Source organism: Mesorhizobium norvegicum (assembly GCF_004919685.1).
Classification (GTDB): Bacteria; Pseudomonadota; Alphaproteobacteria; order Rhizobiales; family Rhizobiaceae; genus Mesorhizobium; species Mesorhizobium norvegicum.
This window is the reverse complement of the sequence record NZ_SMYZ01000084.1, coordinates 1-26,020: the sequence shown is the minus strand read 5'-3', so window position 1 is coordinate 26,020 and position 26,020 is coordinate 1. Positions and strand designations below refer to the sequence as shown.

The 26,020-nt window shown below is 63.8% G+C and carries 27 protein-coding genes; 13 read left to right on the top strand and 14 right to left on the bottom strand.

All coding sequences use genetic code 11. From position 1 onward, the window contains the following. Window positions 1-5: 5 nt before the first annotated feature. The 5 genes from FCU66_RS31380 to petA all read right to left on the bottom strand — a co-directional run bounded on the left by FCU66_RS31380 (window position 6) and on the right by petA (window position 5,034). Complete coding sequence (locus FCU66_RS31380; RefSeq protein ID WP_168991698.1) at window positions 6-1,151, bottom strand: alpha-hydroxy acid oxidase; 1,146 nt, start codon at window positions 1,149-1,151, stop codon at window positions 6-8. A 280-nt stretch (window positions 1,152-1,431) separates the two neighbouring features. Further along, on the bottom strand, window positions 1,432-2,127 hold the full coding sequence (locus FCU66_RS31375; protein ID WP_136615943.1) for an acid phosphatase: 696 nt from the start codon (window positions 2,125-2,127) through the stop codon (window positions 1,432-1,434). A 128-nt stretch (window positions 2,128-2,255) separates the two neighbouring features. Further along, a complete protein-coding gene (locus tag FCU66_RS31370) occupies window positions 2,256-3,128 on the bottom strand; it encodes a cytochrome c1 (protein WP_136615942.1) in 873 nt (290 codons plus the stop codon). 27 nt (window positions 3,129-3,155) lie between these two features. Next, window positions 3,156-4,457: a cytochrome b gene (locus tag FCU66_RS31365; protein ID WP_136615941.1), complete on the bottom strand. Its 1,302-nt coding sequence runs from the start codon at window positions 4,455-4,457 to the stop codon at window positions 3,156-3,158. 16 nt (window positions 4,458-4,473) lie between these two features. Then, entirely contained in the window at window positions 4,474-5,034 is a 561-nt protein-coding gene (gene petA, locus FCU66_RS31360; RefSeq protein ID WP_013529984.1) for a ubiquinol-cytochrome c reductase iron-sulfur subunit, read from the bottom strand. Between the two features lie 260 nt (window positions 5,035-5,294). Here petA and FCU66_RS31355 point away from each other — a divergent pair, with 260 nt between their 5' ends. From FCU66_RS31355 to FCU66_RS31345, 3 genes are read left to right on the top strand one after another with little or no spacing between them, the layout of a single operon-like run. Then, complete coding sequence (locus tag FCU66_RS31355) at window positions 5,295-5,585, top strand: type II toxin-antitoxin system Phd/YefM family antitoxin (RefSeq protein ID WP_136615940.1); 291 nt, start codon at window positions 5,295-5,297, stop codon at window positions 5,583-5,585. Beyond that, window positions 5,585-6,004: a type II toxin-antitoxin system VapC family toxin gene (locus FCU66_RS31350; protein WP_136615939.1), complete on the top strand. Its 420-nt coding sequence runs from the start codon at window positions 5,585-5,587 to the stop codon at window positions 6,002-6,004. The genes FCU66_RS31355 and FCU66_RS31350 overlap by 1 nt, the downstream gene beginning before the upstream one ends. A 6-nt stretch (window positions 6,005-6,010) precedes the next feature. Then, window positions 6,011-6,355: a cupin domain-containing protein gene (locus FCU66_RS31345; protein WP_136615938.1), complete on the top strand. Its 345-nt coding sequence runs from the start codon at window positions 6,011-6,013 to the stop codon at window positions 6,353-6,355. A gap of 58 nt (window positions 6,356-6,413) precedes the next feature. On the opposite strand, the gene FCU66_RS31340 is transcribed toward FCU66_RS31345, so the two are convergent. From FCU66_RS31340 to FCU66_RS31320, 5 genes are read right to left on the bottom strand one after another with little or no spacing between them, the layout of a single operon-like run. After that, window positions 6,414-6,725, bottom strand: coding sequence for a DUF6665 family protein (locus FCU66_RS31340; RefSeq protein WP_136615937.1), 312 nt, complete (start codon window positions 6,723-6,725; stop codon window positions 6,414-6,416). A 1-nt stretch (window position 6,726) separates the two neighbouring features. Next, the gene (locus tag FCU66_RS31335; RefSeq protein ID WP_136615936.1) at window positions 6,727-7,206 is read right to left on the bottom strand and encodes a GNAT family N-acetyltransferase; all 480 of its coding nucleotides are present in this window, start codon (window positions 7,204-7,206) and stop codon (window positions 6,727-6,729) included. Window positions 7,207-7,210: 4 nt separating this feature from the next. Next, the gene (locus tag FCU66_RS31330) at window positions 7,211-9,094 is read right to left on the bottom strand and encodes an ABC transporter ATP-binding protein (RefSeq protein WP_136616025.1); all 1,884 of its coding nucleotides are present in this window, start codon (window positions 9,092-9,094) and stop codon (window positions 7,211-7,213) included. Window positions 9,095-9,104: 10 nt separating this feature from the next. Then, complete coding sequence (locus FCU66_RS31325; RefSeq protein ID WP_136615935.1) at window positions 9,105-10,991, bottom strand: ABC transporter ATP-binding protein; 1,887 nt, start codon at window positions 10,989-10,991, stop codon at window positions 9,105-9,107. Window positions 10,992-11,020: 29 nt separating this feature from the next. Further along, the gene (locus FCU66_RS31320) at window positions 11,021-11,416 is read right to left on the bottom strand and encodes a hypothetical protein (RefSeq protein WP_136615934.1); all 396 of its coding nucleotides are present in this window, start codon (window positions 11,414-11,416) and stop codon (window positions 11,021-11,023) included. A 443-nt stretch (window positions 11,417-11,859) separates the two neighbouring features. On the opposite strand from FCU66_RS31320, the gene FCU66_RS31315 reads away from it, so the two are divergent. After that, window positions 11,860-12,318: a tRNA (cytidine(34)-2'-O)-methyltransferase gene (locus tag FCU66_RS31315; protein WP_136615933.1), complete on the top strand. Its 459-nt coding sequence runs from the start codon at window positions 11,860-11,862 to the stop codon at window positions 12,316-12,318. Window positions 12,319-12,493: 175 nt separating this feature from the next. Further along, a complete protein-coding gene (soxR, locus tag FCU66_RS31310) occupies window positions 12,494-12,967 on the top strand; it encodes a redox-sensitive transcriptional activator SoxR (protein WP_136615932.1) in 474 nt (157 codons plus the stop codon). Window positions 12,968-13,069: 102 nt separating this feature from the next. On the opposite strand, the gene FCU66_RS31305 is transcribed toward soxR, so the two are convergent. Beyond that, a complete protein-coding gene (locus FCU66_RS31305) occupies window positions 13,070-13,327 on the bottom strand; it encodes a hypothetical protein (protein WP_027030665.1) in 258 nt (85 codons plus the stop codon). A gap of 115 nt (window positions 13,328-13,442) precedes the next feature. Between FCU66_RS31305 and hemF the strand changes: the two genes are divergently transcribed. The 4 genes from hemF to FCU66_RS41595 all read left to right on the top strand — a co-directional run bounded on the left by hemF (window position 13,443) and on the right by FCU66_RS41595 (window position 16,647). Continuing rightward, entirely contained in the window at window positions 13,443-14,357 is a 915-nt protein-coding gene (gene hemF / locus FCU66_RS31300) for an oxygen-dependent coproporphyrinogen oxidase (protein WP_136615931.1), read from the top strand. Between the two features lie 166 nt (window positions 14,358-14,523). After that, window positions 14,524-14,709 (top strand): DUF1059 domain-containing protein, encoded by a 186-nt coding sequence (locus tag FCU66_RS31295; protein WP_136615930.1) that lies wholly within the window; start codon window positions 14,524-14,526, stop codon window positions 14,707-14,709. 285 nt (window positions 14,710-14,994) lie between these two features. Then, on the top strand, window positions 14,995-15,573 hold the full coding sequence (locus tag FCU66_RS31290) for a hypothetical protein (protein ID WP_136615929.1): 579 nt from the start codon (window positions 14,995-14,997) through the stop codon (window positions 15,571-15,573). 48 nt (window positions 15,574-15,621) lie between these two features. Next, window positions 15,622-16,647 (top strand): S8 family serine peptidase, encoded by a 1,026-nt coding sequence (locus FCU66_RS41595; RefSeq protein ID WP_246094109.1) that lies wholly within the window; start codon window positions 15,622-15,624, stop codon window positions 16,645-16,647. 78 nt (window positions 16,648-16,725) lie between these two features. Here the strand turns inward: FCU66_RS41595 and FCU66_RS31280 are convergent, their stop codons facing one another. Genes FCU66_RS31280 through FCU66_RS31270 form a run of 3 tightly spaced genes read right to left on the bottom strand, consistent with a single transcriptional unit; the run spans window position 16,726 to window position 19,246 of the window. Next, window positions 16,726-17,988 carry a CCA tRNA nucleotidyltransferase gene (locus FCU66_RS31280; protein ID WP_136615928.1) on the bottom strand — a complete coding sequence of 421 codons (1,263 nt, stop codon included), beginning with the start codon at window positions 17,986-17,988 and terminating at the stop codon, window positions 16,726-16,728. Continuing rightward, the gene (locus FCU66_RS31275) at window positions 17,985-18,617 is read right to left on the bottom strand and encodes a CoA pyrophosphatase (protein ID WP_136615927.1); all 633 of its coding nucleotides are present in this window, start codon (window positions 18,615-18,617) and stop codon (window positions 17,985-17,987) included. Before FCU66_RS31275 ends, FCU66_RS31280 begins: the two co-directional genes overlap by 4 nt. Continuing rightward, window positions 18,617-19,246, bottom strand: a complete 630-nt coding sequence (locus FCU66_RS31270; protein WP_136615926.1) for a DUF1285 domain-containing protein — start codon at window positions 19,244-19,246, stop codon at window positions 18,617-18,619. Before FCU66_RS31270 ends, FCU66_RS31275 begins: the two co-directional genes overlap by 1 nt. A gap of 141 nt (window positions 19,247-19,387) precedes the next feature. Between FCU66_RS31270 and FCU66_RS31265 the strand changes: the two genes are divergently transcribed. The 4 genes from FCU66_RS31265 to FCU66_RS31250 form a co-directional block, all read left to right on the top strand. Next, complete coding sequence (locus FCU66_RS31265) at window positions 19,388-20,392, top strand: AAA family ATPase (RefSeq protein WP_136615925.1); 1,005 nt, start codon at window positions 19,388-19,390, stop codon at window positions 20,390-20,392. Then, complete coding sequence (locus tag FCU66_RS31260) at window positions 20,392-21,306, top strand: DUF58 domain-containing protein (RefSeq protein ID WP_136615924.1); 915 nt, start codon at window positions 20,392-20,394, stop codon at window positions 21,304-21,306. The genes FCU66_RS31265 and FCU66_RS31260 overlap by 1 nt, the downstream gene beginning before the upstream one ends. Beyond that, window positions 21,303-24,125 (top strand): DUF4159 domain-containing protein, encoded by a 2,823-nt coding sequence (locus FCU66_RS31255; protein ID WP_136615923.1) that lies wholly within the window; start codon window positions 21,303-21,305, stop codon window positions 24,123-24,125. Before FCU66_RS31260 ends, FCU66_RS31255 begins: the two co-directional genes overlap by 4 nt. Before the next feature lie 6 nt (window positions 24,126-24,131). Further along, the coding region (locus FCU66_RS31250; protein ID WP_136625465.1) for a hypothetical protein at window positions 24,132-26,020 on the top strand (1,889 nt) is incomplete at its 3' end.

The following is a 26,020-nucleotide window of genomic DNA, read 5'->3' as shown; positions in this document are numbered from 1 at the left end:
CGAGATTACCTGAAACGGAGGTTGTTGCGCGACAATTGTTCGATCGAACTGCAGCCCATCAGCTTCATGCCGCGTTCGATCTCGACCCGCATCTGCTCAAGCGCCCGTTCGACGCCGGGCTGGCCGGCAGCCGCGAGCGGGAACAAATAGTAGCGGCCGACGCCGACGGCCTTGGCGCCGAGCGACAGCGCCTTCAGCACATGCGTGCCGCGCTGCACGCCGCCATCCATGATGACGTCTATTCTGTCACCGACCGCATCGACGATCTCGGCAAGCTGGTCGAACGCCGCCCGCGAGCCGTCCAGTTGCCGGCCGCCATGGTTCGACAGCACAATGCCGCTGCAGCCGATGTCGACGGCGCGTCTGGCATCCTCCACCGACATGACGCCCTTGAGGCAGAACGGACCCGACCAGAGCTTGACCATCTCGGCGACGTCGTCCCATGTCATCGACGGGTCGAGCATCTCGGTGAAGTAGCGGCTGATCGACATCGTGCCGCCGCCCATGTCGACATGCTCGTCGAGCTGCGGCAGCTTGAATCCCTCATGGGTGAAATAGTTGATCGCCCAGGCCGGCTTGAGCGCGAACTGCAGCATTCCGGCCAGGTTGAGCTTGAAGGGAATGGCAAAGCCGGTGCGTTTGTCGCGCTCGCGGTTTCCCCCGGTGATGCTGTCGACGGTCAGCATCATCACCTCGACGCCAACCGCCTTTGCCCGCTGCATCATCGCCCGGTTGAGGCCGCGATCCCGGTGGAAATAGAACTGATAGACCTGTGGGCTGCTGCTGATCTTGCGCGCCTCCTCGAGGCTGACGGTGCCAAGCGAGGAGACGCCGAACATGGTGCCATATTTGGCTGCGGCCTTGGCGACAGCGCGCTCGCCCTGATGATGGAACAGGCGCTGCAAGGCGGTCGGCGAGCAATAGAACGGCATCGCCAGCTTCTGGCCCATGACCGTCACCGACATGTCGACCTCGCTCACTCCGCGCAGCACGTTGGGAACCAGGTCGCAGGTCTCGAAGCTCTCGGTGTTGCGGCGATAGGTGACCTCATCGTCCGCCGCGCCATCGATGTAGTTGAAGATCGGCCCCGGTAGCCGCCGTTGCGCCATGCGGCGGAAATCGGAAAAGTTGTGACAGTCGCTGAGTCGCATCATCGAATTCCAAACACCATGCCGGGGCAGTCGTTCGCCGCCGCTAGAGCATGATCCCGAAAAGTGGGAACCGGTTTTCTCGGACAAACGGTTTCCGTTTGTCCAGAGATCATGCTTCAACAAAGAGATAGATCAGGATGACGATTCAACTAAACGTCATTCTGATCTAGTCGAATATCAACCTGTTGTCGCCGTGCCAACGGACTATTTTCCGAGCTGGCCATAAACAAAAAAGGGGCGCCCGAAGCGCCCCTCTCTCGTCTAATCCGACTGACGAAGATTACATACCGAGATCGGAACGAAGCTCAGCCCTGGCCGCTTCATATTCGGCCTTGAAGTCGTCCCGATTGAGCAGGACCGCGGCAATGACGCTGCCGGAAATCTTGCCCATCTCGACGTCGGACGCATAGTGGATACCGCCGACCTCTCGATTGTGGGCGTATTCAGCCGCACGCGCCATGATCTCGGCGCGCTTTTCCGGGACCATGTCGGACAGGATGATGCCCATCATGGTGCCGACGGTGGCGTGTCCGGACGGCCAGGAACCGGAGCTCGACAGCTTGACCACCGGCTTGACGAGGTCGCTAAGCTGGTGCGGACGCGGGCGCTTCCATACATCCTTGGCCGGATCGACGACGGCGCCTTCGGTGGCCACCACGCGATCGAAGAAGGCGCTGAATTTCGGCAGCGTCTCCTTGTTGAACTTCGGCCCCATGACGTTGGCAAAGCGCCAGACATTCTCGTCGGCGTCGGCGACGGCGCTGGCTACCATCTCCGGCGTGCGTGTCACCTGCAGCGTCAGCACCTCGCCGAGTTCGGCCTTGGTCTGCGCCGAATCATTTGCCGGCGGCGGCGGCAGGATCATCGTCAGGTCGATATCCTTGTTGGTGACGAAGGGCTGGGCGTCTTCCGCTTGCGCGGCCGAGCCGACGATGAGCAGCAGCAGGCCTGCCGCGAGCGATGCATATCTTTTCATGGGTGCGATCCTTTGATGAGAGCAGCACAGGATCGCCGGATGCGGTGACGGCCATGTGACACGACCGGCTTTTGGAAATGCAAAAGGGCGCCTCTCGGCGCCCTTTTGTGATCACTTGGCTGTGTGGCTTAATGCGCCACGCCTTCCCACACCTTGCGCTTGGTGAGATAGACCAGCGCACCGAACAAAAGCAGGAACACCAGCACGCGAAAACCGGTCTTCTTGCGGTCTTCCATGTGCGGCTCGGCCGCCCACATCAGGAAGGTCGCAACGTCGCGGGAATACTGGTCGACCGTCTGCGGCGCGCCGTCATCATAGGTCACCTGGCCGTCAGACAGCGGCTTCGGCATTTTCAGCGACACGCCCGACATGAAGTACGGGTTGTAGTGGGTGCCTTCCGGGATGACCATGCCGGCGGGCGGTGTCTCGTCATAACCGGTCAGCAGCGAGTGGATATAGTCGGGACCACCCGCGTCATACTGGGTGAAGATGTCGAAGACGAATTGCGGAAAGCCGCGCTCGACGCCGCGTGCCTTGGCCAGCAGCGACATGTCGGGCGGAGCGGCGCCACCGTTGGAGGCAGCAGCCGCTTCGTCATTGGCGAAGGGTGCCGGGAAATGGTCGGACGGCTTGCCGGGACGGTCGAACATGTCGCCGGCGTCGTTGGGACCGTCATGGATGGTGTACTCGGCCGACAGCGTCTTGATCTGGGCATCGGAATAGCCGAGGTCCGACAGCGTGCGGAACGCCACCAGGTTCATCGAATGGCAGGCCGAGCAGACTTCCTTGTAGACCTTCAGGCCGCGCTGCAGCTGCGCCTTGTCATAGGTGCCGAACGGGCCGGTGAAGCTCCAGCTCATTTCCTTCGGCTCGTCGATCGGGAAATGTGTCGGCGCGGCCGCATTGTGTGCCTCTTCGGCGGCGATCGCCCAAGTGCCTGCTGCCCCAATGCCGGCGGCCACAAGGCCGAGCAGCGCCAGCGAGGTGAGAATCTTTTTCATGCCAAATCCCCTTAGATTCTCTACCGCTCAGCCCTTGGTCTCTGGCGCGGCCGTGGCGCCTGTCGGATGTCCGCCGCCGCCCTTGTTCTTCTCGAGCACCGCCTCGGTGATCGAGTTCGGCAGCCTACGCGGCGTCTCGATGAGGCCGAGCACCGGCAGCGCGATCAGGAAGAAGGCGAAGTAGACCAGCGTCGCCATCTGCGCCATGAATACATAGCTGCCTTCGGCCGGCTGCGAGCCCAGCCAGCCAAGCAGGATGGCATCGGCCACGAACAGCCAGAAGAACAGCTTGTACCAGGGCCGATAGACCGCCGAGCGCACCTTCGAGGTGTCGAGCCACGGCACCAGGAACAGCATGACGATGGCGCCGAACATGCACAGCACGCCGCCGAGCTTGGAGTTGATCGGCCCGACATTGAAGGTGATGGCGCGCAGGATCGCGTAGAACGGCAGGAAGTACCATTCGGGCACGATATGAGCCGGCGTCTTCAGCGGGTTGGCGACGATGTAGTTGTCGGGGTGGCCGAGATAGTTCGGCAGGTAGAAGACGAAATAGGCGAAGAAGAACAGGAACACGATCATGCCGAACGCGTCCTTGATGGTCGCGTAGGGGGTGAAGGCGACGGTGTCGGTCTTCGACTTGATCTCGATGCCGGTCGGGTTCGACTGACCGACGACATGCAGCGCCCAGATGTGCAGAACGACGACGCCGGCAATCATGAACGGCAGCAGGTAATGCAGGGCAAAGAAGCGGTTCAGCGTCGGATTGTCGACGGCAAAGCCGCCGAGCAGCAGCTGCTGGATCCAGTCGCCGACCAGCGGAATGGCGCTGAAGAAGCCGGTGATGACGGTGGCGCCCCAGAAGCTCATCTGCCCCCATGGCAGCACGTAGCCCATGAAGCCGGTCGCCATCATCAAGAGATAGATGATGCAGCCGAGGATCCACAGCAGCTCGCGCGGCGCCTTGTAGGAGCCGTAATAAAGGCCACGGAAGATGTGGATGTAGACGGCAACGAAGAAGAACGAGGCGCCGTTCGAATGCATGTAGCGCAGCAGCCAGCCCGAATTCACGTCGCGCATGATCTTCTCGACCGAGCCGAAGGCGAGATTGGTGTCGGCCGTGTAGTGCATGGCCAGCACGATGCCGGTCAGGATCTGCGCCACCAGCATGATCGACAGGATGCCGCCGAAGGTCCACGCATAGTTGAGGTTGCGCGGCACCGGATAGGCGACGAAGCTGTCATAGATCAGCCGCGGCAGCGGCATGCGGGCGTCGAACCAGCGCTCGATACCGGTCTTGGGCGTATAGGTCGAGTGTCCCTCGCTCATCGAAATATCCCCTGCCTCAACCGATAAGGATCTTGGTATCGGAAATGAACTTGAATACCGGAACCGCCATGTTCTCGGGCGCCGGGCCTTTGCGGATGCGGCCGGCCGTGTCGTATTGCGAACCGTGGCACGGGCAGAACCAGCCGCCGAAATCGCCTTCCTGGCCAAGCGGAATGCAGCCGAGATGCGTGCAGACCTGAACCATCACCATCCAGGCTTCCTTGCCGGGCGTGGTGCGGTTGGCGTCGGTCGCCGGTGCGTCGGCCGGCAGATTGGCGTTGCGCGCGATTGGATCCTTGAGATCGGCCAGCTTGACCGCCTCGCCGTCCTTCATTTCCTGTTCGGTGCGGTTGCGCACCACGACCGGCTTGCCGCGCCACTTGACGATCAGCGACATGCCCGGCGTCAGCGAGGCGACGTCGACCTCGACGGAGGCGAGCGCCAGCGTCGAGGCGTCGGGACGCATCTGGTCGATGAACGGCCATGCGAAGGCACCCGCGCCGACCACTGCGGCCATGCCGGTGGCGACGTAGAGAAAATCACGACGGTTGGGATCTTGGGTGTCGGTTGCGCTCACGGGTGCCTGATCCTTTCGCCTCTTCCGTGCCGGTGGCTGAGCCTTGTTCCCCGCTCAATTACGCCAACCCGACAGCGCATGGCGAACAGGCTTGCGAATTCCTCCGGCATTTGGACTTCGGTTTATGCGTGAAGCCCGTTTTTGTCCAGACGGGTCAAGGCACAAGGGCAGATTGTCGCGGGCGTTCCGCACAGCGATGAATTTGACGGGCTTGGCTAAATGTAGCAATATGTCTACATCTTCCGGATGGAGGTGCTGAAATGAACATCTCGACGAAGACGGTCACCATCATGTCGAGCCGTGAATTCAACCAGGACACGGCGCTTGCCAAGCGGGCTGCCAGGAACGGACCGGTTATCATCACCGACCGCGGCAAGCCTTCCCATGTGCTGATGTCAATGGAGGAATACGAGAAGCTGAAGAGCGGCGGCAGGCCGGAAAAATTCAGAAGCCTTGCGGATGTTCTGGCGGACGATCGGCCCGAAGCGGATTTTGATTTCGACATCCCCGAACTCAAGAGCTTGTCCCTGCGCCCTCCCGAGTTCGACTGATGTATCTGCTCGATACGAATGTCATCTCCGAACTCAGGCGAAGAGATCGATGCGAGCCGAACGTTCGCACTTGGGCACAGAGCAAAAATCCCACCGAACTTTATGTTTCAGCCGTCAGTATTCTCGAAGCTCAGATCGGCGCGCTGGGAGCCGCGCGAAAGGACGTGAAAAAAGCGGCCGTCCTGCGCGCTTGGATCGACGGATTGGTCGCCGAAATCGCAGAGCGTATACTGCCCGTCGACCTTGCCGTAGCGCTGCGCTGCGCACCGCTCCACGTGCCGGACCCTCGGCCTGATCGGGACGCCTATATTGCCGCCACCGCGCTGGTCAACAATTTGACGGTTGTGACCCGCAACACGAAGGATTTTGAAGGCACCGGCGTGAAACTGTTCAATCCCTGGCTACCGGCGAAGGGTTAGCTGATCATGGCACACGTCATAGACCGCGATACATGGGCTGTGCGCTCCGACGGCCGGAAGGGCGAACTGCAATGCGGCGCCTACGGGTCCAACTCCTGCCTGATCTTCAACTATCTGCCTGACGTCGGCGGCGGTCCGCGGCTGCACACGCATCCCTACGCGGAGATTTTCATCATCCGCCAGGGCACCAGCCTGTTCACCGTCGGCGACCAGGAGATCGAGGCGTCCGCCGGCCAGATCCTGATCGTTCCAGCCAACACGCCGCACAAATTCACCAATCTCGGCCCGGGTCCGCTGGAAACGACTGACATCCACGAGAACGGCAGTTTCATCACCGAATGGCTGGAGTGACCATGATCCCGAAAAGTGGGAACCGGTTTTCGCTGGAGATCATGGTCAAACAAAAGAGCTATTTCGCGCCGAGCCTGGCCAGAACCGCCTTCGGGATGTTGTATTCGCGGATGACGGCGTCATGCTTTCGCAAGCCGCACAGTTCGCGCTGGATGAAGTAGCCGTGCACCGCCTCGGCGGCCTCCTTGAGAAGCCGGGGACGCAGTTGCTCGTCGGCATTGTCGCGCAGTCTGGCCAGCGTTTCCTCCACCCGCTGACCGGCGCGGCCGAGTGCGGCCGCCTTCTCCGCCAAAATTTCATGGCCGAGCGCGTCGAAGGCGGCTTCGGCAGCCGAGGCGCTGGCGAGATGCGATGGCGGACGCAGCGACATTTCAGCCTCCTTTCCCAAAAATCATACGGTGTGTGACGAAGTCTTCGCCTGCCACGTGCTGAAAGCCAAGCCGTTCATAGAAGCCGAAGGCTTCTTGCGGCGCGCGCGTGTTCAGCACAGCGAAATGGTGACGTGCCCTGTCGATAACGGTCTCGACCAGCATCCGGCCAAGGCCGGTGCGACGGTGGCGCACCCTGACGAACAGGTGCCGGACCCGGCCGTGGTCCCTGCCTTCGAAATAGGGATCGATGTTCAGCCCGCATACGCCGGCGAGTTCCCTTCCATGCCAGGCTCCGTAGAGCGCCTCGCCGCGCTTCAGGAACTTGTTGCGGCCGCCTGCCCAGCCATCCGCGAGGCGCACCAGCATCCAGTAGCCTTCCAGCCGGCTTTCTTCCTTCAGCGCGTCGAAGGCCGGCGTGGTTGGCCGCAGCCGCTTGAGCACATAGCTGACCTCTGGGTTAACCCCTGGCGACCTACCCATGGAGCTACTCCGCCGGGCGTGTCTCTTCGAGCACGCTGTCCTCGTGATAAAGAAAACCGCCGGACTGCCGCTTCCACAGCCGCGCGTAAAGCCCGTCGAGCGCCACCAGCTGGTCATGCGTGCCTTGCTCGACGATGCGACCGCCGTCGAGCACCACCAGCCGGTCAAGTGCTGCGATCGTCGACAGCCGGTGGGCGATGGCGATGACCGTCTTGTTTTCCATCAGCCGCGTCAGATTCTCCTGGATCGCCGCCTCGATGTCGGAATCGAGCGCCGAGGTCGCCTCGTCGAGGATCAGAACCGGCGCGTCCTTGAGGAAGACGCGGGCGATCGCCACGCGTTGGCGCTGGCCGCCCGACAACTTGACGCCGCGCTCGCCGACAAAGGCCTCGTAGCCGGCGCGGTCCCTGTTGTCGCGCAAGCCAAGGATGAACTCGTGCGCCTCGGCCTTTTTCGCCGCCGCGATCACCTCGGCGTCGGTCGCGTCAGGCATGCCGAGCTTGATGTTGTCGCGCAGCGAACGGTGGAACAAGGCCGTATCCTGGCTGACCACGCCGATATTGGCGCGCAGCGAATTCTGCGTGACTTTGGAGACGTTCTGACCATCGATGGTGATGGACCCGCCTTCCAGATCGTAGAGGCGCAGGATCAGATTGGCGAGCGTCGTCTTGCCGGCGCCCGACGGTCCGACCAGTCCGACCTTCTCGCCCGGCCGCACGACAAGGTCGATGCCGTTGAGCACGCCGAACCCTTTGCCGTAATGGAACTCGACGTTTTTCACCGCGATGCGTCCGCCGGCCACCACGAGCTCCTTGGCGTCGGGTGCATCGACCAGGCCGAGCGGCTGCGAGATCAGCGCTTTGGAATTTTCCAGCACGCCGAGATTCCGCAAGATGCTGTTGAGCTGCATCATCAGCCGGCCGAGCAGCATGTTGAGCCGCAGCACCAGCGACAGCGTGAAGGCGACAGCGCCGACGGTGATCGAGCCCTCGACCCAGAGATAGACGGCAAAACAGCCGATCGCCGTGATCATGATGCCCGACAGCGTCGTCAGCGCCATGCGCACGCCGGTCAGCCGCCGGGTGAACGGGCGCAGCGCGTCGAGATAGATGTCGAAGCCGTTCTTGATGTAGCGGTCGTCGCCGTCGGCCGAGAACAGTTTCAGCGTCTGCACGTTGGAATAGGAATCGACGATGCGGCCGGTGATCATCGAGCCGGCCTCGGCGGTCTCCTCGGCATGCTTGCGGATTGCCGGCAGATAGAGCTTGGCCAGCCAGCCGAAGGCGGAAATCCAGATCACCACCAGCACTGCCAGACGCAGATCCAGCCCGGCGACCAGCGCCAGCGTCGTCACCGTGTAGACGACCATGAACCAGACGACCTCGATGAAGCTTTCCATCAGGTCGCCGGTCGCCTGGCCCGCCTGCCAGACCTTGGTGGCGATGCGGCCGGCAAAATCGTTCTGGAAGAAGGCGTAGGACTGGCGCGAGACATGCCGGTGCGCCTGCCAGCGCACCAGATTGTAGAAGCCCGGCGTGATCGTCTGTTCGTCGACCAGGGCAGACAGGCCGACGACGATGGTGCGGATGACGAGCACCACCGCGATCATGAACACCAGTTCGGAGCCGGCGGCATTCCACAAAGCGTGCCAGCTGCGCTCGGCGGGAAGCTGGTCGAGAATGTCGACCAGCCGCCCGACAAAGTAGAACAGGCCAGCCTCGACCAGCGGCGCGATGCCGCCGATGACCAGCATGGCGAAGAAGGCGAACTTCGCCTGGCCGACATAGTGCCAGAGAAAGCCGCCGACGCTGGTCGGTGGCCGAAGATTCGCCGGCTCCCTGAACGGATAGACCCAGTTCTCGAACCAGCGATAGACGGCTGTCATCATGCGGCGGCCATCATTCTGCGGCTTGCCCCTTTGCAAGTGCGTCATTGGCGGCGTCGGCGGGACCGTCCTCAAGCAGGAACCCGCCCGACTGGCGCTGCCAGAGCTGCGCGTAGAGCCCGCCCTTGGCGACGAGTTCCTCGTGCGAACCTTCTTCGATGACACGGCCCTTGTCCATCACCACCAGCCTGTCCATCGCCGCGATGGTCGACAGCCGGTGCGCGATGGCGATGACGGTCTTGCCTTGCATGAGCTTGTAGAGATTCTCCTGGATCGCCGCCTCGGCTTCGGAATCAAGCGCCGAGGTCGCTTCGTCAAGGATAAGTATCGGTGCGTCCTTCAACATAACGCGAGCAATGGCGATGCGTTGCCGCTGGCCGCCGGACAATTTGACGCCGCGGTCGCCGACATGGGCATCGAAGCCCTTGCGGTCTTTGGCGTCCGAAAGCCCCGATATGAAGTCCAGCGCCTCGGCGCGCCCCGCTGCCTCGACAAGCAGCTCTTCCGAGGCGTCGGGCCGGCCATAGAGGATGTTCTCGCGCACCGAACGATGCAGCAGCGAGGTGTCCTGCGTGACCATGCCGATCTGGGCGCGCAGCGAATCCTGCGTGACGTCGGCGATTTCCTGGCCGTCGATCAGGATCTTTCCGCTCTCCAGGTCGTAGAAACGCAGCAGGAGATTGACCAGCGTCGACTTGCCGGCGCCGGAGCGGCCGACGATCCCGACCTTTTCGCCTGGCCTCACCGCCAGCGACAGGTTCTCGATCACCCCTTTCTGCTTGCCATAGTGGAAGCGGATGTCCTCGAAGCGTATCTCACCCCTGGAAACGGCGATGTCCTTCGCCCCCGGCCGGTCCTCGACCAGGCGTGGCAGCGAGATCGAGGCGATGCCGTCCTGCACCGTGCCGATATTCTCGAACAGCCCAGACATTTCCCACATGATCCATTGCGACATGCCCCACAGCCTGAGCACCAGCCCGATGACCACGGCGACCGCACCGATCGTCACCGACTGGCCGAGCCACAGCCACAGCGCCATCGCCGTGACCGAGAACAGCAGCAGCGAATTCATGATGTAGAGCAGGCCGAAAAGCACCGTCACCAGCCGCATCGACCGGTAGACCGTCTGCAGGAAGCCGGCCATGCCTTCGCGCGCAAACGACGCTTCGCGGCGTGCGTGGCTGAACAGCTTGACCGTCTGGATGTTGGAGTAGCTGTCGACGACGCGGCCGGTCATGGTCGAGCGCGCATTGGCCTGCTCCTCGCCGACCTTGCCCAGCTTCGGGATGAAATAGCGCAGCAGCAGGATGTAGCCGACCAGCCAGACGCCGAGCGGCGCCGCCAGCCGCCAGTCGGCCGAACCGACGATGACCAGCATGCCAAGGAAATAGACGATGACGTAGTTCAGGACATCGATCAGCTTGATGACGCATTCGCGCACGGCGAGCGCCGTCTGCATCAGCTTGGTGGCGATGCGGCCGGCGAACTCGTCCTGGTAGAAGCTCATCGACTGCTTGAGCAAATAGCGGTGCACCTGCCAGCGGATGCGCATGGGATAGTTGCCCATCAGCGTCTGCTGGTTGAGCAGCGAATGCAGCCACACCGTGCCCGGCAGCGCGAACAGCACGATGAAGGCCATGCCGGCGAGCTTCCAGGCTTCCGTCTGCAGGAAGGTTTCGCGATTCTGCCCCGACAGCCAGTCGACGATGCGGCCGAGGAAGCCGAACATCCACACTTCCGCGATCGCGATGGCCGTCACCAGCACCGCGTCGAGAAGGATATAGGGCCACGCGCCGCGCGTATAATGCACGCAGAAGGCAACCAGCGTCTTGGGCGGCTCGACCGGTTCCGCCGCGGGGAACGGATCGAGCCGTCTTTCAAACCAGCTAAACAACAACATAGGTCATGCTCATGAAATCTGTTTTCCGCTTATGCGGCACGGGAGCGTACGAAGTCTTCGGACCCCTTGGCGTCGGGGGCCGACGGTCCGGAATCACCCGGACCGTCGGCCCTGCTTCGCGCAATATAGGGGCTCGCGGGCTTTTCGCCGACAGCTGTGCTTGACGATCCTGACGGCGCACTGTTCACGATCCGGATTTTCGGGCCGGGTCGGATCAAACGGATGATCCGGCGCACCAGCGACGGCCGGCTCGGGTCGGGAACCGCGCACGAGAAATCGACATCCGGCAGCATGCCGCGATGCGGCCGGCGGCGGACTTCGGCGTGAACCGCCGACGAATAGGTGTCGCCGATCAGCAGCGCCCAGGTCGGCAGTCGGTGGATATGCAGGCTCCTTGAGCCGGGTATTCTGTAGGGATCGAACATCGATCCGTCCTCCGTGTGAAAATCGAGATAAAAAGGCGAAGCAATCTCGTCCGCCGGCGTTCGGCCAGAGACACGCATTGCGTCGGTCCGGACACGATAAGCATCGGTCCGGGCAGGTTCAGGTGGGGCGTTCAGCCCTTTTGACTTTTTGAAAAACATCGCAGGATTCCTTCGAGAGCCGAAAAATCGTTTCGGCGGGAATCAGTGCGATCAAGTCTTAGAGAGTCAGGAGAATCGTCGTACCGAAACCGCCAGCAGGCAGGTAAGCCCACGAGAGGGGCGCTGGATGTGCATGGTCATCATGAATTTCCCCTCCATCGGTTCGGGTTGACAATGCTGGCCGTATACCCGACTTCGCAGAAAATGGCTACCCGCAGGTCCAGCAATTTCCAAAACCGCGAGCCCGCTGTGGCCGATCTGCCACTTATTAGAAGGACGCGGAAATGAACTGTCGTCTCCGCATCGCGCTCTACCAGCCGGATATCGCCGGCAACACAGGGACAATCCTGCGCTTCGCCGCTTGCCTCGGGCTCGGCGTCGACATCATCGAACCGGCCGGCTTTCCGCTCTCCGACAAAGCGCTCAAGCGAGCCGGCATGGACTACCTCGAAATGGCTGCCCTGACCCTGCATGTCGACTGGCACGCCTTCGAGGACTGGCGCAAAACTGGCGCGCGCCGGTTGGTGCTGCTGTCGACCAAAGCCACCACCGCTTACACCGGCTTCACCTTCGCCGAGGGCGACATCCTTCTGTTCGGCCGCGAATCCGCAGGCGTTCCGGATCCTGTCCATCAGGCGGCGGATGCGCGGCTGACCATCCCCATGCAGGGCGCGGCGCGCAGCATCAACGTCGCGCTTTCCGTCGCCATGGTGGCGGGCGAAGCCATCCGGCAGCTCGGATAGGATCCGCGTCCCATCCATAACACCGTGCTTGCCGTCGCCGACGACAGTGCTTTCTCCACTCATTCTCACCCAGGCGCACATCGCCTTCTCCTGCATTTGCCCAATCAACATTTCTTCGCTACAAGCTCAACTTAACTTGAGGTCAAGCAGAAAAATCGAAGGCGGAAAATCAGGAGTGGCACCGGTTACGGAGTTGACGGTCGGCCAGGTGGCCATGCGCAGTGGGGTGGCGGTGTCGGCGCTGCATTTCTATGAGGCCCGCGGCCTGATCCGCAGCCACCGCACGTCGGGCAACCAGCGCCGCTACGGCCGCGACGTGCTGCGGCGCGTGGCGATCATCAAGGTGGCGCAAGAGGTCGGTATCTCGCTGGCCGAAATCGGCACGGCGCTGGCATCGCTGCCCGAAGGCCGCACGCCGACGCGCGATGACTGGAACCTGCTGTCGACCGCCTGGCGCGACGGGCTCGACCACAAGATCGCCCAGCTGAAGAAACTGCGCGACGGGCTGACCGACTGCATCGGCTGCGGCTGCATGTCCATCGACAAATGCCCATTGAGGAACAAGGGCGACCGGCTAGCGAGGGAAGGCACAGGGGCGAGGCGGCTGGTTGCTCTTCCTTCTCCCCGTTCACGGGGAGAAGGTGCCTGAACGCAGTGAAGGCGGATGAGGGGCGGCGCCAACATTGAGAGGTCCGCGCCGCCCCTCACCTGCCTGCCGGCATCCTCTCCCCGTAAACGGGGCGAGGAAATCCTAATCCGCCACCGGCAACCGCCTGATGGTGAACTCGATCAGGTCACCCGGTCGCTCGAACCAGCTTTCGATCTCGGTCCAGTAGGCCTGCTTGGGAAAGCGCTCGAACCATTCCTTGGCCTTGAGCCGCGCATCGGAGCGCGGCAGCACGAAAGTCTCGCGCAGGAAACCGTCGCGCGGCATGCGCGCGCGTTCGGCCCGGCTTTGGTCGAGCCTTTTCTTGAGGCCATCCAGCGGCGGTCTTGCCGGGGTGCGCACGAAACAACTCCCTTGCACCTTAATGACACTTGACCCTTGCCCCTAAGAGATTAGGGATCGCGCCGGCAAAAGACGAGTCATTTGTAGGACTCGCCGCCCCAACCGGAGACGGCACTTGGAACGACCCGAAATACCGGCAGGCCTGCCCGCCGACATCGAACAGAAGAAGATGAAGGCGCGCCTATGGTTTGAGGCGCTGCGCGAACGCATCTGCGCCACCTTCGAGCAGATCGAGCAGGACCTTGGCGGGCCGCTGGCCTCGTGGTCGCCGGGCCGTTTCGAAAAGACGCCATGGGAACGTGACGCGGGCAAGGGTGGCGGCGGCACCATGTCGATGATGCACGGCCGCGTCTTCGAGAAGGTCGGCGTCCACACCTCGACCGTCCATGGCGAGTTCTCACCCGAATTCAGGAAGCAGATGCTCGGCGCCGAGGAAGATCCGCGCTTCTGGGCATCTGGCATTTCGCTGATCGCGCATCCCTGGAACCCCAACGTTCCGGCCGTGCACATGAACACGCGCATGGTCGTCACATCTAGCCAATGGTTCGGCGGCGGTGCCGATCTGACGCCGGTGCTCGACCGCCGCCGCACCCAGGACGACCCCGACACGGTCGCCTTCCACCGCGCCATGCAATTCGCCTGCGAGAAGAACGCCGCGGTTGCCGACTACCCGAAATACAAGGCCTGGTGCGACGAGTACTTCTATCTGTCGCACCGCAACGAGCCGCGTGGCACCGGCGGTATCTTTTTCGACTGGCTGCATTCGGGCGAGGACAGAGGCGGCTGGAATGCCGATTTCCACTTCGTCCAGGATGTCGGCCGCTCTTTTCTCGTCGTCTACGGCCACCTCGTGCGCGCCAATTTCAACGAGAACTGGACCGACGGCGATCGCGACGAACAGCTCATTCGCCGCGGCCGCTATGTCGAATTCAACCTGCTTCACGATCGCGGCACCATCTTCGGACTGAAGACTGGCGGCAATGTCGCGTCCATCCTCTCCAGCCTGCCGCCCGAGGTTCGCTGGCCGTAAACTTCGGGTGAGCGCAAGGCGCACGGTGCTTTGATGCAACCAGACCGCCGCTTTCGTGTTATGTTGTTCAGCCCTGCTCGCGGTCAAAAGATCCAACCCTGGAACTGAACCATGAGCCAAAAAAGTGTCGGAGCCTCGGGCTTCACGGAGGAAGAGGAGAAATCCCATGAAGGAATTTCATTGTGGGTCGCTCGTGCCAGGCTGTGACTGGCACACGCGTGCCGACGAGGAAGCCGAGGTGATGCGCCGGGCCGTCGAGCACATGCGCGAGACGCATGGCGAGGCGGTCATCCGCGAGACGATGATCGAAGCGATCCGCTCGCGCATAGAGAAGACCCGCGACGCGGCTTAGGGTCTGCCCGGCCTCGGCACTTGCTGGCAACGGCAAACCAATTTCGTTGTTGGCCACGATCCCGGTGAACGTTTGATCGCAAAAACCGCTATGGCGATTTTCAAGCCATAGCGGGCAATGTGGACCTGCGGGGTCCAAAAATTACATTTGCCTCAGCTAAAATAAACCTCGCGGTAACTGAGCCCGTGCGACTGTCAGGCCGACAATCCGGGCTACAGTGGGCTGCAAGAGGAGCCCGTCGCCACCAGGCACTGGTCCGAAACAGTGGGGCGAGGTGTTTCGCGCATGCGCGAAAAGTCCGGCAATCGGGTGAGTTTCCGCACGACCGCGCTCCTGTTGTGCGCGCTCCTTGGCGTGTCTCCGGCGATTGCCCAGGAAATGACCACATCGCTGGTCGACATCCATCAGGGCTCGCCGCTCAGTGACCGCGCGAGAGGGCTCGGCGACGGCGGTTATGAACTGCAGAACGGAAACCGGCTATCGTTCAACCAATGGTACCGGGCAAGCTGGGTCGATATGCACGTGGACCTGCTGACACAGATCACGGAGGATACCGGCATCCTTTGGGGATTTGGGACCGGAGAAGAGGGCGAGAAGTATCGGATCGAGCCCAGCCTCAAGTTTGGTTTCCTCACTCAGATGCATCCGAGTGCCAACAGCACTCTTTCCCTGTCGCTCACCACGACCATCGGCGGCAACCTCACCGAAAAGTCCTGCCAGGCCGATTATGGCGATTTGGGCACCTACAGCGTCAATTGCCGGCTCGCCGCCGGCGAGATGGCGCCTGAGGAAACCTTGAAATATCTGGTTAACGCTAAACCGGAGAGGCAGCATCTCTGGCTGAACTACCGTGTTACCTTCTGATCGCGAGGGGGCGTGCATCAAATGTCACGCAGCTGCCGGAAAGTCGCGGTGGCGCGGCCTATCTCTTGTTTGAACCGGGGTAAGAACATGTCAAACAATCGTTGGAAGTTCGGTATCGCCACGGCTCTCGCCCTCCTGCCGGCCTCGATGGCGGCGGCGCAAGAGGCTGCGGGGCCCGATCCGCTGGGGGCGCTCTGCGTCGGCGGTCAATCAAACGCTTCCATCTGCCTGAGCGCTACTCTCCCGACAACCCCATCGCAGACTGTGCAAAGCTGGATGAGCCCCGATGTCGGCGCCGCCTGGCGTGCGGGCTACAGGGGAAAAGGCGTCACGATTACGATCGTCGACGACTTCTCCAGCACATCGCGGTTCAATGGCAACTTTGGCATCGGGGTGCAGAACCAGCGACACGGCGAATGGACCCGCGAGGAAGCCAGCATGATTGCAACCCTGGCCACCATAAGGTCGAAAGACTTCTCCACGAGTTCATCGGTCACGCTGGCGCCTGGCCTGAACGTGCTCAATCTGAGCTATGGCATGTACGCCAAAGCGGGCTACAGCTCGAACCAGATCGGATGGAGTGCCGAGGAAGCCTCCATCATCTCCTATGCCACCAAGGGAACGGCGGTGGTTTCGAAGGCCGCGGGCAACGACTCGGTTGCCGTGGGCGGTATCACCGGCGGCCAGCAGGACTATCTCGACCTCGCTTTGATCGGAAAGACGTCCGCGATTTTCGTCGGCGCGCTCAACGGGAACGGTACGACGTCAAACCCGACCGGGATGGCCTGGTACTCCAACACCGCCGGCTCCAATCCGCTTGTGCAGAGCCATTTCCTGGTCGTAGGGGTCGCGGGGGACAAGACAGGCCTTTACGGCACCTCCTTCGCCGCGCCGATCATTTCCGGTTACGCCGCGATCGTGGGCAGCAAATTCACCAAGGCAACGCCGACCCAGGTCACCAACCAGTTGCTCAATACGGCCCGTACCGACACGCTGATCGGCTATAGCCCCTCGGTCTATGGCAAGGGCGAGGCGAGCCTTTCGCGCGCCCTGGCTCCCGTATCGATCAAGTGAACGGCACCGCGCAGTCTGGCTTCGAGTGCGGGGGATCGATCCCGGCCTGACGGATTCGATGCGGCACCAGGCCGCGCTTTAAGTTTCAAGCGCTTCCGCGGCGCGTTCAAGCAACGCGCCGCGATCAGGCATGAATCCCGCTTCGACCCATTCCGCCTCGAGATTCCTAAGGATTTCACCAAGTTTCGGCCCTGGAGTTGCGCCGAGCGCGGTTAGATCGGCCCCTTTCAGCGGAAACAACGGCTTCTCCCATTTGATGGCGAAGGCAAGCAGGCGCGAAAAGCCACCGGCTTCGAGCAGCGCCTCATTGTCCTCGACAGCGCGCACCCTGGCTGCCGCAAGCGACAGCCGCAGACGGTCGACAAACCCCTGCCGGTCGCCGCGATAGAGCCTTTTCGCCAGTTCGCCCTCGGTCGTCTTCGGCTCGACGGCGGTGGCAAGCGCCCAGTGGCGCAGGCGATCCGCTTCAGCAGTCGAAAATTTGAGCCGCTCGGCGAGCGTCTTCATGCGCGCCGCATCCGGTGGCACGATCGCCTCCAACCTTAACAGTGGATCAGCCGTCCAGCCGAGGTCGTTCTCGGCCTTGGTCAGCCCATGGATGGCGTCGATGCCCCATTTCTCGCTTTCCGGCAGTGCGGCGGTCAGGACGCTGGCCTGCCGCATCCAGAGCAGCGCCCGCGAGGGATCGGGTGCCGACAGAAGCTTCTTCAGTTCCGACCAGATGCGCTCGGCCGAAAGCTGGGCCAGCCCTTCCTTCAGACGGGCGCAGGCCTTCAGCCCCTCGGCATCCGGTCGGCCATCGCCATACCAGGCGAAGAAGCGGAAGAAGCGCAGGATACGCAGGTAATCCTCGCGGATGCGCGCTTCCGCATCGCCGATGAAGCGCAGCCGGCGTGCTTCGATGTCGGCGATGCCGCCGACCAAGTCGACAACCCTGCCATCGGCCTCGGCATAGAGCGCGTTGATGGTGAAGTCGCGCCGCTCGGCGTCGAGCTTCCAGTCGCGCCCGAACGACACCTTGGCGCGCCGCCCGTCGGTCTCGATGTCGGCGCGCAAGGTGGTGGTCTCATAGGGCTTGCCGCCGGCGACAACCGTGATCGTGCCATGCTCGATGCCGGTCGGCACCGCCTTGAAGCCTTCCGCCTCGGCGCGACGGATGGTCTCCTGCGGCAAACACGTGGTGGCGATGTCGATGTCGGCGACCGGCTGGCCCATCAGCGTGTTGCGCACCGCACCGCCCGCGACACGCGCCTCTTCGCCGCCCCCGGTCAGTGCGGCCAGCAGGCGCTGCAGATGCTTGTCGGTGAGCCAGTCGGCCCTGCCCGCGATCGAGACACTCACGCATAGAGCCTTTCATACAGCGTACGGATGATGCCGGCGGTGACGCCCCAGATGCGCCGGTCGCCATAAGGCATGTCGTAGAAGAACCATTCGAGATCGTTCCACATGCGGCTGTCGCGCTTGTGGTTGGCCGGGTCCATCAGGAAGCGCAGCGGCACTTCGAAGGCGGCATCGACCTCGTCGGCGTTGAGCGCCAGCTGGAACCCTGGCCGCACGATGCCCAGCACCGGTGCGATGCGGTAGCCGCTGCCGGCGACATAGTCAGGCATGCGGCCGATGATCTCGATGCGATCCGGGGCAAGGCCGATCTCCTCGAAGGTCTCGCGCAGCGCCGCCGCCTCCGGACTGGCATCGGTCGGGTCTATGGTGCCGCCGGGAAAGGCCACCTGCCCCGAATGGTTGCGCAGCTTTTCGGCCCGCTTGGTCAAAAGAACCGTCGCATCGCCCTCATGATCGACCACCGGGATCAACACGGCCGCATTGCGCAGCGCCTTGCCCTGGTTGAGGCGCGGATGGCCGGGGTTGAAGCGATGATCGCCATAGTCGTCACTGGCATGCGCATCCGGCTGCGCGGCGAAGCGCGCGCGAAAATCCGCTGATGAAAACGGCGCCGGCGACACCTGGTCCATCACGCGCTCAGCCGCTTCAACTGGTCCGCCGGCATGATCGGGAACACCGCGCCCTTCGAGCGCACGGCAAACATCGTCTTGCCGCCGATCTCGACCTCCTCGCCATGCCCGACCAGCTCATACATCACCGGCCGTGCCACCAGCGCCTCCAGGCGGCCGCGCACCAGCACATAGGGCTTCAGGCCGCCGGTCTCGTTCTCGTCGACGAAGCGCAGCGGCCGCTCCGGCCCGGCCTCGACGACATCGCCGACATTGGTGCGGAAGGTGATGATCCGCGCGTCACCGTCGCCCGAAACATCCATCTCGACGGCGATGAAGGGCGCATCGGCGACGCGGATGCCGACTCGCTCCACCGGCGTCACCAGATAGGTCTTGCCGTCCTCGTCCTTGCGCAGCACCGAGGAAAAAAGCTGCACCAGCGGCATTCGCCCGATCGGCGTGCCCAGATAGAACCAGGTGCCGTCGGCCTTGATCTCCATGTCGAGATCGCCGCAGAAGTCGGGATTCCAGCGCTCGACAGGTGCTGCGCCCTTGCCGGCGCGGGCGGCGCGCGAGATCAGCGCCTCGAGACCGCGCGCTTCGGTGGCGGTCGTCAGGCTTTCTTCACGATGTTCCAAGGGTCCCGTCATGGTCACGAAATAGTCACTGTTGTTCCGCTTGTCAGCCTAAGTCTGTGATTTAAGTTCAAATGCAGACGCTGGGCGAGGCCGAATCGCGGCAGTCATGGTATGCTGCAGGCTGGTATTTCCAACCACGAGGATCGATGCGGCATGAGCGTGATGGTCAAGGAAAGCCCGATCAGCGAAAAGGACATGATCGCCGAGGCCGAGAAGGCGCTGGCGGATATTTCCAAAATTCGTGACGGGGTCGGCCGGGTCATCTTCGGCCAGGAGAGCGTCGTCGAGCGCACGCTGGTGGCGTTGCTGGCCGGCGGCCATGCGCTGCTGGTCGGCGTGCCGGGCCTCGCCAAGACCAAGCTGGTCGAGACGCTGGGCATCGTGCTCGGCCTCGATTCGCGCCGTATCCAGTTCACCCCCGATCTGATGCCGTCCGATATCCTTGGCTCCGAAGTGATGGAGCAGGATGAGATCGGCAAGCGCTCCTTCCGCTTCATCTCCGGGCCGATCTTCGCCCAGCTTCTGATGGCCGACGAGATCAACCGCGCCTCGCCGCGCACCCAGTCGGCGCTGCTGCAGGCGATGCAGGAATACCACGTCACCATTGCCGGCGCCCGCTACGATCTGCCGGCGCCCTTCCACGTGCTGGCAACGCAGAACCCGCTGGAGCAGGAAGGCACCTATCCGCTGCCCGAGGCCCAGCTCGACCGCTTCCTGATGCAGGTCGACATCCTCTATCCCGAAATCGAAGCCGAGCGCCGCATCCTGCTGGAGACCACCGGCATTGAGGACGCCAAGGCCCAGAACGTGCTGCAGCCGGTGCGGCTGAAGGAAATCCAGACGCTGATCCGCCGCATGCCGGTGTCCGAAAGCGTCGTCGAGGCGATCCTCACGCTGGTGCGCTCGGCGCGTCCCGGCCAGGGCAATGCCGAGACCGACAAGCATGTCGCCTGGGGCCCCGGCCCGCGCGCCAGCCAGGCGCTGATGCTGTGCACAAGGGCGCGCGCGCTCTACGATGGACGGCTGGCGCCCTCGATCGACGATGTACGTGCGCTGGCCGAGCCGGTGCTGCAGCATCGCATGGCGCTGACCTTTGCTGCTCGCGCCGAAGGCACCAGCGTGCGCGACGTGGTGGCGAAACTGGCCAAAGGTATCTGATGGCGCGTATTGGCGAGCTCCAAGCACCGGCAGCGACGCGCGACGCGCTCGCCCGTGGCCGGTTGCGGGCCTCGCTGGTTCCCGACCTGCTGGTCGAGGCACGGCGCATCGTCAACACGGTGATCGCCGGCTGGCATGGCCGCCGCAAGCGCGGCATCGGCGAGAATTTCTGGCAGTTCCGGCCCTATGTCGAAGGCGATGCCTCACGCATCGACTGGCGGCGCTCGGCCCGCGACGACCACACCTATGTGCGCGATCGCGAATGGGAAGCCGCCCATACGGTCTGGCTGTGGGCCGACCCCTCGCCGTCGATGCTCTACAAGTCGACCGGCGCCAGCGTTTCCAAGCAATCGCGCGCGCTGGTGCTGGCGCTGGCCATGGCCGAGCTGTTGTCGCGCAGCGGCGAGCGCATCGCCTGGCCCGGCCTCACCGATCCGTTCACCGCCCGCAACGGCGCCGAGCGCATTGCCGCTCAGCTGATGCATGCCGGCGATTTGCCGGCAAAACCCGACCTGTCCGATATCAGGCGCTTCTGCGACATCGTTGTCGTCAGCGATTTCCTCGATCCCGTCGAGGAGACGATGGCGTGGCTCGACGTGCTCGCCCGCCACGGCGTGCGCGCGCATCTGATCGAGGTCGCCGACCCGGCCGAGGAAACCTTTCCCTATGCCGGCCGCACCGAATTCACCGATCCCGAGACCGGCGACAAGCTGACAGCCGGCCGCGCCGAGATGCTGGGTGACGAGTATCGCCTGCTCTACACCGCCCGCCGCCACGAACTGGCCGCCTGGTGCAAGCGGCTCGGCTGGAGCTTTACCGTCAACCACACCGATCGGCTGGCTTCCGATGCGTTGGTGCGCCTGCACATGGCGATGACCGCTGATGGCCCCTCCCTCGGAAAGGCCGTCGCATGAGCTGGCTGCCGCTCTCCTTTGGCGCCCCCATGGTGCTGTGGGGCCTGCTGGCGCTGCCGGTGATCTGGTGGCTGCTCAGGCTGACGCCGCCCAAGCCGCAGACCGAAATCTTCCCGCCGCTGAAGATCCTGGCACGCGTGCTGAAGCGCGAAGAGACGCCGCAGCAGAGCCCGTGGTGGCTGACGCTGCTCAGGCTGCTGATGGCGGCGCTCATCGTCGCCGCCTTGGCCGACCCAGTCTTCAACCCGCGCGAAAAGTTGCCGGCCGAGGGTGCGGCGCTTGCGCTCGTCATCGACAATGACTGGGCCAGTGCCGCCGACTGGGGCAAGCGCGTCGCCACCGCCGAGCGGCTGATCAAAGATGCCGGCTCCAACGGCGTGCCGGTCGTCATCGCCTTCACCGCCGAAAAAGCCAATGCGGAGGTTGGCCCGTTCGATGCCGCCGCAGCCCTCGACCGGCTGCGCGCAGCCAAGCCGCGGCCGATCCCGACCGACCGGCCCGCCGTCTATGCCCGCGTCGCCGGCGTGCTGGAGAGCTTGCCCGGCGCCAGCGTCGCCGTGCTTGCCGACGGCCTGGCGGCAAAAGGCGACGAGGCCGCCTTCAACACGCTTCTGTCGAAAAATGCCGCCCGTGTCGTTTGGGCAACCGCCGACAGGCTGTCGCTGACCGGCCTGACCGCCGCCGACAACCAGGTCGACGGCTTTGCGCTAACTGCCATTCGCGCGCCGGGCGACCCTGCCCCGGCGCAGGTCACCGCCGGCGCCTTCGACGACAAGGGCCGCCGCATCGCCGATGCGACGCTGACCTTTTCCCCCGGCGAAACCACCGCCACCGGCACCATGGCGGTGCCGTTCGAGCTGCGCAACGACTTCGCCTCGATCGCGCTCGACGGCGAGCGCCAGGCCGGCGCGGTGCGCGTCCTCGACGAAAGCTCCAAGCGCCGCCGCGTCGGGCTGCTGTCGCAGGCCGAGGCTGACCAGGCGCAACCGCTGTTGTCGCCGCTCTACTACATCAGGCGCGCGCTGCAGCCCTTCGCCGATCTCGTCGAACCCTCCAGCGCCGACCTCGCCGACGCCATCCCGCAGATCCTCGACCAGAAGCCGGCAATGATCATCATGGCCGACATCGGCACCATTCCGGCACAGGTCCGGCAGAGACTGGTCGACTGGGTCGACAATGGCGGCACGCTGGTGCGTTTCGCCGGTTCGCGGCTGGCCGCCGCCGGCAATGACGACGACCTGCTGCCGGTCCGCCTGCGCACCGGCGAGCGTTCGCTCGGCGGCGCGCTGTCATGGACGTCCCCGCAGCCGGTCACCGAATTCCCCAAGGCCGGCCCGTTCGCCGATCTTGCTCCGCCGACCGAAGTCACCGTCACCAGGCAGGTGCTGGCCGAGCCGACGCCCGACATTGTCGAGCGCACCTGGGCGGCCCTTGCCGACGGCACGCCGCTGGTCACCGGACTGAAGAAAGGCAAGGGCACGCTGGTGCTGTTCCACGTCACGCCCGAAGCGACCTGGTCGAACCTGCCGATCTCGGGCAGCTTCGTCGAGATGCTGCGCCGTATCGTGCAGCTGTCACGCAACCAGGGCGCGGCGATCGCCAATGCCGAAGCCGCCGCCACCTCGCTGGCGCCCTACCGCATGATAGCAGCCGACGGCACGTTGGTGCCGCCGACGCCGGACGCGCGGCCGCTGGTGCCGGGGCCCGGCGCACTGCCGGTGACCTTCGAAAACCCGCCCGGCCTCTATGGCTCTGAGACGGGCGTCTTCGCCCACAATCTGCTTGAAGCCGACAGCACGCTGGCCCCGCTGGCACGCCCGCAAATCACTGTTCCCGTCACATCGATCCAGTATGCCTTTGACGAATCGCGCAATTTGAAGGGCGCACTGGTCGCGGCTGCCCTGGCGCTGATGCTGCTCGATACGCTGGCGGTGTTCTGGATGGGCGGCCTGTTTTCACGCCGGCCGCGCCGTGCCGGCGCCGTGGCTACCACAGCAGCAGTCCTGATTGCGCTCGGTGCCTTGTTCGGCCATGCCGATCTTGCCCGCGCCGACGACGCCAAGCCGGGCGACGAGGTGGCAATAGAGGCGATTTCGAAGACCCGCATCGCCTATGTGCTGACTGGCGTACCGGGCGACGATTCGATCAGCCGCGCCGGGCTCGAGGGCCTGACCCGCTTCCTGGTCGAGAAGACGGCACTCGAACCGGGCGCGCCGGCCGGCGTCGATATCTCGAAGGACGAGCTGTCATTCTATCCGCTGATCTACTGGCCGATCGATCCGGCCGCGCCGATGCCGAGCCAGGCCGCGATCGCCCGCATCGACGCCTATATGCAGCAAGGCGGCACGGTGCTGTTCGACACGCGCGACCAGTTCGCCAACGGCATCGGCGCCGATTCGACCAGCCCGGCGACGGAGCGGCTGCGCGACATCCTCGGCAACCTCAACGTGCCGCCGCTGGAGCCGGTGCCGTCCGATCACGTGCTGACCAAATCCTTCTTCATCCTGCCCGAATTTCCCGGCCGCTTCGCCGGCAGCCCGCTGTGGGTCGAGGCATCGCTCGACGCCAGCAACGCCGAGAACCGGCCGGTGCGCACCGGCGACGGCGTTTCGCCGATCATGATCACCGCCAATGATTTCGCCGGCGCCTGGGCGGTTGACGAGAATGGCGATCCTTTGCTGCCGACCGTGCCGGCGGACCCGATGCAGCGCATCTACGCACTGCGCGCCGGCGTCAACATTATGATGTACATGCTGACCGGCAACTACAAATCCGACCAGGTGCACGTGCCCATACTGCTCGAACGGCTGGGGCAGTAAGTCATGATGAACTGGTCGATCTCCTTCGAACCGCTGATCTCCTGGCCCTTGCTGGCCTTGGCGCTGGTGCCGTTGGCGCTGCTGGCGCTGGTCGGCCTGTGGTTTCGCCAGCGCGGCTCGGTCTTCCGCTTCATTGCTCTGGTGGCGCTCGCCGCCGCCTTGTTCAACCCGGTGTTTCTCAACGAGGAGCGCGAGCCGCTGAAAAGCGTCGTCGCGCTGATTGTCGACCGCAGCCAAAGCCAGGATATCGGCGACCGCACCAAGCAGACCGACGAGGCGCTGGCCCGGCTGCAGCAGCGTCTTGGCCGCTTCAAGCAGTTCGACGTGCGCGTCGTCGAGGCCGGCAAATCCGAGGCTGCCGAGGAGCGCACCGAGACACGGCTGTTCGGTGCGCTCGAGGGCGCTTTCCGCGACGTGCCGCCGTCACGCATCGGCGGCGCCATCATGATCACCGATGGCGAGGTCCATGACGCGCCCCCGGGCGCGCCCGATTTCAACGCCCCGCTGCATGCCTTGATCACCGGCAACGACCACGAAAAGGATCGCCGTATCCGCTTCGAAAATGCGCCGCGCTTTGGCCTTGTCGGCAAGCCGCTCGACATGACCTACCGCGTCATCTCGACCGAAAACGAGACTGGTCCGGTCGATGTGCGCGTCTCGGTCAATGGCGAACAGGTCGCGGTCGAGCATGCCACCGTCGGCCAGGCCATGCCGCTGCAGGTGACCATACCGGGCGCCGGCCGCAACATCGTCGAGCTCGCCATCGATCGTGAGCCCGGAGAACTGACCGACACCAACAACCGCGCCATCGCGCTCATCGACGGTATCCGCGAAAACCTGCGTGTTCTGCTCGTCTCCGGCGAGCCGCACGCCGGTGAGCGCACATGGCGCAACCTGTTGAAATCCGACGCCTCGGTCGATCTCGTCCACTTCACCATCCTGCGGCCGCCGGAAAAACAGGACGGCACGCCGATCAACGAATTGTCGCTGATCGCCTTCCCGACCCGCGAGCTGTTCGTCGAGAAGATCAAGGATTTCGACCTCATCATCTTCGATCGCTACCAGCACCGCGACGTGCTGCCGATCCTCTATTACGACTACATCTCCGAATATGTCGAAAAAGGCGGCGCGCTGCTGATTGCGGCCGGCCCCGAATATGCCGGCGAGAGCTCGATCGCGCGCACGCCGCTGATGGCGGCCCTGCCGGCGATGCCGACCGGCGAGGTGGTCGACAAGGCCTTCTATCCGCGCATCACCGAACTCGGCCAGCGCCACCCGGTGACACGCGGGCTCGACGGTTCGGCCACCGAGCCGCCGCACTGGAGCCGCTGGTTCCGCACCATCGGCGTGCAGAACCCCGAAGGCGAAGTGGTGATGAAGGGCGCCGACAACCGGCCCCTGCTGTTGCTCGACCGCAAGGGCGAAGGCCGCGTCGGCATGCTTCTGTCCGACCAGGGCTGGCTGTGGGCGCGCGGCTTCGAGGGCGGCGGCCCGCATGTCCAGCTCTACCGGCGCATTGCGCACTGGCTGATGAAGGAGCCCGAGCTCGAGGAGGAGCGGCTGACCGCCGACGGCCGCGGCATGGTGCTGGAAATCCGCCGCCAGACGATGGCCGACGATCCGGGCCCCTCCCAGATCATCACCCCGTCCGGCAAGACACTGACCGTCAAGCTCGATAAATCCGAACCCGGCGTCTTCCTCGGCAGCGTCGAGACCAGCGAGATCGGCCTCTACCAGGTCGCCAATGGCGACCTGACGGCGCTCGCCCATGTCGGCCCGGTCAACGCACCGGAATTCGCCGATGTCATTTCCACCGAAAACCGGCTGAAGGCGCCGGCGGAAGCCACCGGCGGCAGCGTGCGCCGGCTGGCGTCATCCACGGCCCTTGGCAGCGA